4 protein-coding genes are annotated in these 6376 nt (G+C 60.1%); 3 read left to right on the forward strand and 1 reads right to left on the reverse strand.

What is annotated here, in order from left to right:
• The first annotated feature begins 355 nt into the window (after nucleotides 1-355).
• A complete protein-coding gene (locus NZK35_RS30775) occupies nucleotides 356-3244 on the forward strand; it encodes a PVC-type heme-binding CxxCH protein (protein ID WP_259636369.1) in 2889 nt (962 codons plus the stop codon).
• Between the two features lie 37 nt (nucleotides 3245-3281).
• Entirely contained in the window at nucleotides 3282-3407 is a 126-nt protein-coding gene (locus tag NZK35_RS30780) for a hypothetical protein (RefSeq protein ID WP_259636370.1), read from the forward strand.
• A 32-nt stretch (nucleotides 3408-3439) separates the two neighbouring features.
• On the opposite strand, the gene NZK35_RS30785 is transcribed toward NZK35_RS30780, so the two are convergent.
• Entirely contained in the window at nucleotides 3440-4531 is a 1092-nt protein-coding gene (locus NZK35_RS30785; protein ID WP_259636372.1) for a sialate O-acetylesterase, read from the reverse strand.
• A gap of 161 nt (nucleotides 4532-4692) precedes the next feature.
• On the opposite strand from NZK35_RS30785, the gene NZK35_RS30790 reads away from it, so the two are divergent.
• The gene (locus tag NZK35_RS30790; RefSeq protein ID WP_259636371.1) at nucleotides 4693-6165 is read left to right on the forward strand and encodes a sulfatase; all 1473 of its coding nucleotides are present in this window, start codon (nucleotides 4693-4695) and stop codon (nucleotides 6163-6165) included.
• The last annotated feature ends 211 nt before the right edge of the window (nucleotides 6166-6376 follow it).

Genomic DNA, 6376 nt, shown 5'->3' on the forward strand with positions numbered 1-6376 from the left:
CCCGAGGCCTTACGGCCAGCGGCTCACCATTGCCTCGACCAATTCCACTAAGTCGACAGCCGCGAGCTCTCCAGTTCCTTGTTATTGCCAACACACCGGAGGGCTCGCGCCCTGCCGCTAACAAATCGTTCACGGCGTGGGGCTCTGCCTGGGAACGCGGTGGCGGTGAGGGCTCTGCCTCACGCGGTCGCTGGAGGCGGGAGCCTCCGGAGCAGTGCGTTACAAGGCGGAGCCTGGTAACGAGTGGGGAAACCTGTATGACAAAGAGCCATAGACGGACCGACCGATGTATGATGTCAGCCCGCCACGATGTCCCACCCCGCCCGACTCGGGAAATGTTCTCGAAGGATCACCGATGACTTTCACGAAACCGCTCTCCACTTTCTTTGGCGTTATGATCTGCGGAGCGTTTTTCGGCCCGTGCCTGTCAGCGCAGACGCCGGTCTCCACGTCACCGGGCGACCATGACCACGACTTCCCCCAGCCGTACGACAGCGAGCCGGAAAAAACATCACCGATGTCGGCCGAACAGGCGGCGGCGACGGCGGTCTTGCCACCGGGGTTTCGCTGCGAAGTGTTCGCCAGCGAACCGGACGTGCAACAGCCGATCGCGATGTGTTTTGATGGCCGCGGCCGGCTGTGGGTCGCCGAGTGTTACACCTACGCCGAACGGCCGGACCGCTGGGTCGATGACCTGCGTGATCGCATCATCATCTTGGAAGACACCGACGGTGACGGGCGTGCCGACAAACGAGACGTGTTTTGGGACCAGGCGAATCGTCTGACCAGCCTCGCTCACGTCGATGGCGGCGTCTACGCGTTGTGTCCACCCCAATTGCTGTTCATCGCCGACGCCGATGGGGATGATGTCCCCGACGGCGAACCCGAAGTGGTCTTGGACGGATTCGAAGTCGACACGAGCAGTCACAATGTGGCGAACGGTTTGAAAGTCGGCCCCGATGGTTGGCTGTACGGTCGTCACGGAATCTTGTCCGTTTCCCTGGTCGGCAAACCCGGAACGCCGGACGGCCGACGAACATCCGTCAACACGGCGATCTGGCGCTATCACATCAAACGGCAAACGTTTGAAGTGTTTTGCCACGGTGGGACGAATCCCTGGGGACTGGACTGGAACGCCGACGGCCAACTGTTTTACACCAACACGGTGATCGGTCACTTGTGGCACGCCTTCCCCGGTGCGTACTACGAACGCATGTTCGGCGCCTCGGTGAATCCGCATGCCTATGAAGTGATCTCGCAAACCGCGGATCACTTTCATTGGGACACGGGGAAAGAAGATTGGAACACGATCCGCGAAGGACTCAGCAGCAGCACGTCGGCGCTCGGCGGTGGACACGCCCACATGGGATGCTTGATCTACAAGAGCGGCGTCTGGCCCGACGAGTACGCGGGCAATCTGTTCACGTGCAATCTTCACGGTCGACGCATCAATCGCGACATCTTGGAGCGTGAGGGCTGTGGCTATGTCGCCCATCACGGCGAAGACTTCCTGTTGATGAAGGATCCGTTTTTCCGCGGGCTGGACGTCATCGCCGGTCCGGACGGCCAGCTGTGGATCAATGATTGGTCGGACACCGGCGAGTGCCACGACAACACCGGGCTGCATCGCCGCAGCGGTCGGATTTATCGAGTCGTCTACGAGGGCGATGCCAAGGGAGCAGCGAAACCCCAGCACGCCGACTGGTTGACCGCCCGGGCGCAGTCGGATTTCGGGAGCGATCAGATCAACGCCTTGCTCGAATCCGACGAGGAAGCCCGGCGTGCGATGGGCGTGCGGTTCTTGTGCGAAGATTTTGGCGCCCAAGCGACGACGGTCGATCGTTTGGTTCACCTTGCTCGAACCGAGGCGTCGGGTCTGGTGCGGGGCGAAGTGGCCGCAGGCCTGCAACGGTTGCCGATCGACCGCCGAATCGAAGTGGCCGCGGCGCTCTGCGAGCGAAACGAGGATGCCGACGATCGTCAACAACCGCTGATGATCTGGTACGGAGTCGAAGAAGCGGTGGTCGAACATGCCGACGATGCGGTGAAGCTGGCGATCCAGACACGGATTCCAAGAATCCGCTCCTTGATCGCACGTCGGCTCGGCGAATCACTCGACGAGCAACCGGCGGCAGTCGAACGAGTGCTGGCGGCGTCGCTGGCATCACAGTCGGCCGACATTCGTCCCGAGGTGTTGCAAGGATTGGGCCAGGGACTGCGGGGCCGAGCGCGCGCCGCAGCGCCACCGAACTGGGATGCGGTCGCTGCGGCGGTGCAGCGTGACGGTTCGGCCGTTGAAAAACAATTGGTGCAAGAACTCTCGTTGGTTTTCGGCGACGGGCGTGCTCGTGACGCCGTGGTCACGCTGGCGTTTGACACCGAGGCGGATCCGGCGAATCGGCGGGCGGCCGTGAACAGTCTGATGCGACAGCCGAGCGACGATCTGCTGCCCAAGCTAATCGCCGCGATCAATGATCATGTCATCGCGGGCGAGGTCGTTCGCGCGTTGGCACACTACGAGGCGCCGGGGGTTTCGATTCGTCTGATCAATCGCTGGCGACGATCCGTCGTCGATCGCAGCGCCGCGATCGATTCATTGGTGGCGCGAAAGCAGCACGCATTCGATTTGCTTGCGGCCATCGAGGCGGGCAAGATCCCGGCCGACGCGATTTCGCCTTATCAAGCACGCCAGATCGAGAATCACGGCGACGCCAAACTGAGCGAGCGGTTGCGACAGGTTTGGGGGAACATTCGTGAGACCCCCGAAGCAAAGAAGCAGGAGATGGCGCGGTGGAAAAGCTTGCTGACCGCCGACCGCATCGGTGCCGCCGATCCGGTCGCGGGCAAAGCGATCTATCTGCAACAATGTGCGTCCTGCCATCAGCTTTACGGCGACGGGCAGCCGATCGGTCCCAACCTGACCGGCAGCGATCGGCACAACCTGGACTACCTGCTCGGCAACGTTTTCGACCCCAGCGCGGTCGTCCCGGCGGCTTATCGCATGAGCGTTTTTCTGTTGCAGGACGGACGCGTCTTGACCGGCGTCGTGACGGCCGAAAACGACAACGTCATCACGCTGCAAACACAAAAGCAGATCGAACAAGTGGACAAGGGATTGATCGCCCAGCGAAAATTGTCCCAGTTGTCATTGATGCCCGATGGTATTCTGACCTATCTGAGTGAAACGGATGTCACGAACTTAGTCGCTTACCTGATGACCCAAGGCCCGGTCGCTTCGGAGTAAGTCTCGTTGCGGTCCCTTCCTTTTTTCGTCCGCCAAGATGTCGATCAACCAGGCGCGTGAGATGGCGGTGCTCCAGCGCAGCACCGATCAAATGGTTGTCGATTTCGCCGATCGCCTATTGGGGCGAGCCGTCTACGACGTCACGATTCACTTCGGCGGATGAGAACCCAACTGCTGCGAACCGTCGCAATCGGTTCAGTTTTCACCAGCGAGCAACTCCGCCATCGCCCAGCCCAGCGCGTTGCCGACTTCCATGTAGGTTTCGGCGTTGTGGTTGTAGTGGTATCCCGCGCCGCTGGGTGAGACCGACTTGTCGCGCCAGAACGGCCGCGCGTCGATGGCTTTCACGTTGCCTTTGAATTCCGGGTACTTGCCCCGCTCTCCGCTGACCGCCAGTTGTGCGTTGACGATGGTCAAACCGTGACCTTCAAGTGCCTCGCCACCGAACGCGATCGTCGCGAGCACAAACTTCGCATCGGGCGCTTCGAAATCGTTGCGCAGTGTCTTGATGAAGCGAACCAGATTTTGTTCATACCGACTGGCGTGCGCCGCGTTTTGGTCTTTGTGGCCCTGCCAGAAGACAAAGCCGGCGACTTCGTACCCTTGGCCGTTGTAGCCGGGGTAATACTTACCAAGGTTCTTCAACACCTCTTTGGCGTGCTGCGTGTCGGCGTCGTATTGTCGGCCCGCGTACCATGCAACTTCTTTTTTCGGTTCGCCCTCGACCCACGAAGACGGGTTGTCCTTGTAACCGGCGTACGTCTTGCCTTCGAACTCATAACGCTCGCTCCCCGGCGGCAGCAAGTCCCAGCCCAGACTGCGATTGCCGATACAAGCCTTGAGAATCAACACGGGCTCCTCGTGGAGGTGTCCCATGATGTGTCCGAACTGAAGCTCCGGGCCGATATGGCCTTTCTTGACGGTCAACCATTCATTCTTGACGTCCTGGAAGGTTGCGAAGTCCGTCAGGCCGGCGCCGCGTTTGTCCATCACATGAACGTTCCGCACGTCGTTCCGCTCGGTCCAGTTGCCGTCTTCGTCGATCAGGTGCGGATACTTTCCCTGACCTTTGACCAGATGAGAGAGCGTCCCGCTGGTGTCTTGCGGATCGATTCGACCGAAGCCCAGCATGTTGGACTGTCCCAGCAGGATGAAGACCTTGACGGGCTTGTCAGTGGCCGCCGGCTTTCGGTCGGGATCGGGCAGTCGCACCGATTGCTGCGCCGATTCCTGCGCCGATACCTGCGGAGCGACGACCCGCATCGCAAGGGGCGCCGACAGAAGCATCAACAGAACGAAGCAGTCTCTGAATCTCGATTTTGGCATCATCGGAGCTTTCGTCCTCTCTTTGGTCGGTGGCAGCGGGGGTCCCGCTGTATCATAGCAGCGTCTCCGACCATCGTTTGTTGCCGGACGGCTTTCCCGAGAACGAAACCCAAGATCGATTCATGAAAAACACCTGCCCTGCCATCGCGGCTGTGCTGGGGATGACCGTGCTGGGGATGGCATTGACTTCCCCCGCCCTCGCCGAGCCTGAGAAACCGAACGTCTTGTTCTTGATCGCCGATGACCTGAATACTTCGCTGAGTGGTTTCGGCCACCCGCAGTGCAAGACGCCGAATCTGGATCGTTTGGTGGATCGCGGTGTGAAGTTCGAGAACATGCACTGTCAGTATCCGGTCTGTGGTGCGTCGCGTGCCTCGATCATGTCGGGGCTGTACCCGTATTCGAATCTGACGCTGGGCAACGCGGGCACCCTGCGCGGCAGCATGCCGAACGTGGTCACGCTGTCACAGACCTTCCGCAAGCAAGGTTACTATGCCGCGCGCGTCAGCAAAATCTATCACATGGGAATCCCCAACGAAATCATTGCCGGCACCGCCGAACGCGATGACCCGTTTTCTTGGGACGAGGCGATCAATATCAAAGCACCCGAGCAACATGCGCCGGGGGAATCGACCAACTGGTCGCCCAAGGACAAGGGCACGCAGAGTTTCACCGGAGTGGTGGCGTCGACAGGGGATCACGAGCACGCCGACGGCATGGCAGCCGACCGGGCCATCGAAATTCTTGATCGCGTCAAGGACAAACCGTTCTTTCTGGCCGTGGGCTTTGTCCGTCCGCACGTGCCACTGGTCGCCCCCGAGCCATACTTTGATCGCTACGACCGGGGCGCCATGGTAGCGCCGTTGGTTCCTGAAAATGATCTTGAAGATGTGCCGGAAATTATTCGCGGCTACAAAGCCAACAGCACCACCTACGGTGTCACACCGGAACTGCACAAGGGATTGTTACAGGCCTACTACGCCAGCGTGTCGTACATGGATGCCCAAGTCGGACGCGTGTTAGATGCGCTCGAAAAAAATGGCTTGCGGGACAACACCATCGTCGTGTTCACCAGCGACCACGGTTACCTGCTGGGGCATCATCACAAGTTCCAAAAGCAGCACTTGTTCGAAGAAGCGACGCGGGTTCCGTTCATCGTCAGTGTGCCATGGCTGAAGGACCAGCACGGCCATGGAACGGCAAAGATCACGGAGTTGGTCGATCTGTATCCGACGCTGGCCGAGCTGGCCGGTGTTCCCGCTCCTGAAACGCTGCAGGGCACCAGTTTGAAACCGCTGCTGTTGGATGTCGAGTCGTCCGCATGGACGAAGGATCAAGCATTCACGATCAGCCGTAGCGGCGGGGAGTCGCTACGCACCCACGACTGGCGTTTCACCCAGTGGGGCTTCGGCGACGATGGGATGGAGCTTTATGATCTGAAAAACGATCCCGGTGAGTTCACCAACCAGGCCCAGAACCCCGAGTACGCCGGCGTGCTCGAGAGGATGCAAACACAGCTACTGGCCAAACGCGACGCGGCCGGTTTCGCGAAAAACCGTGCCGCGATTGTGGGTAAGGGCAAGAAGCGGAAGTAGCCCGTCGCCCAGGCATGCTATTGTTCTCTGCTTGGTCCGCTTTGGCGGCGCACGCGTTCGAACATTGCAATTTTGGATTCCGCAATCGTTGGTGTCCAAGTCTTTAGGCGACTCCCGGTCGCTGCGACGCAGCGACCGTGGGCGGCTAAAGCCCAATACCGCTAAGTTAAGCGTCGTTTCTTCAGATGAGGGCCCGTAGGCTCGCGCCAAA

The sequence above is a fragment of the Stieleria sedimenti genome (genome assembly GCF_025060895.1).
In the GTDB taxonomy this organism is placed as follows: Bacteria; Planctomycetota; Planctomycetia; order Pirellulales; family Pirellulaceae; genus Stieleria; species Stieleria sedimenti.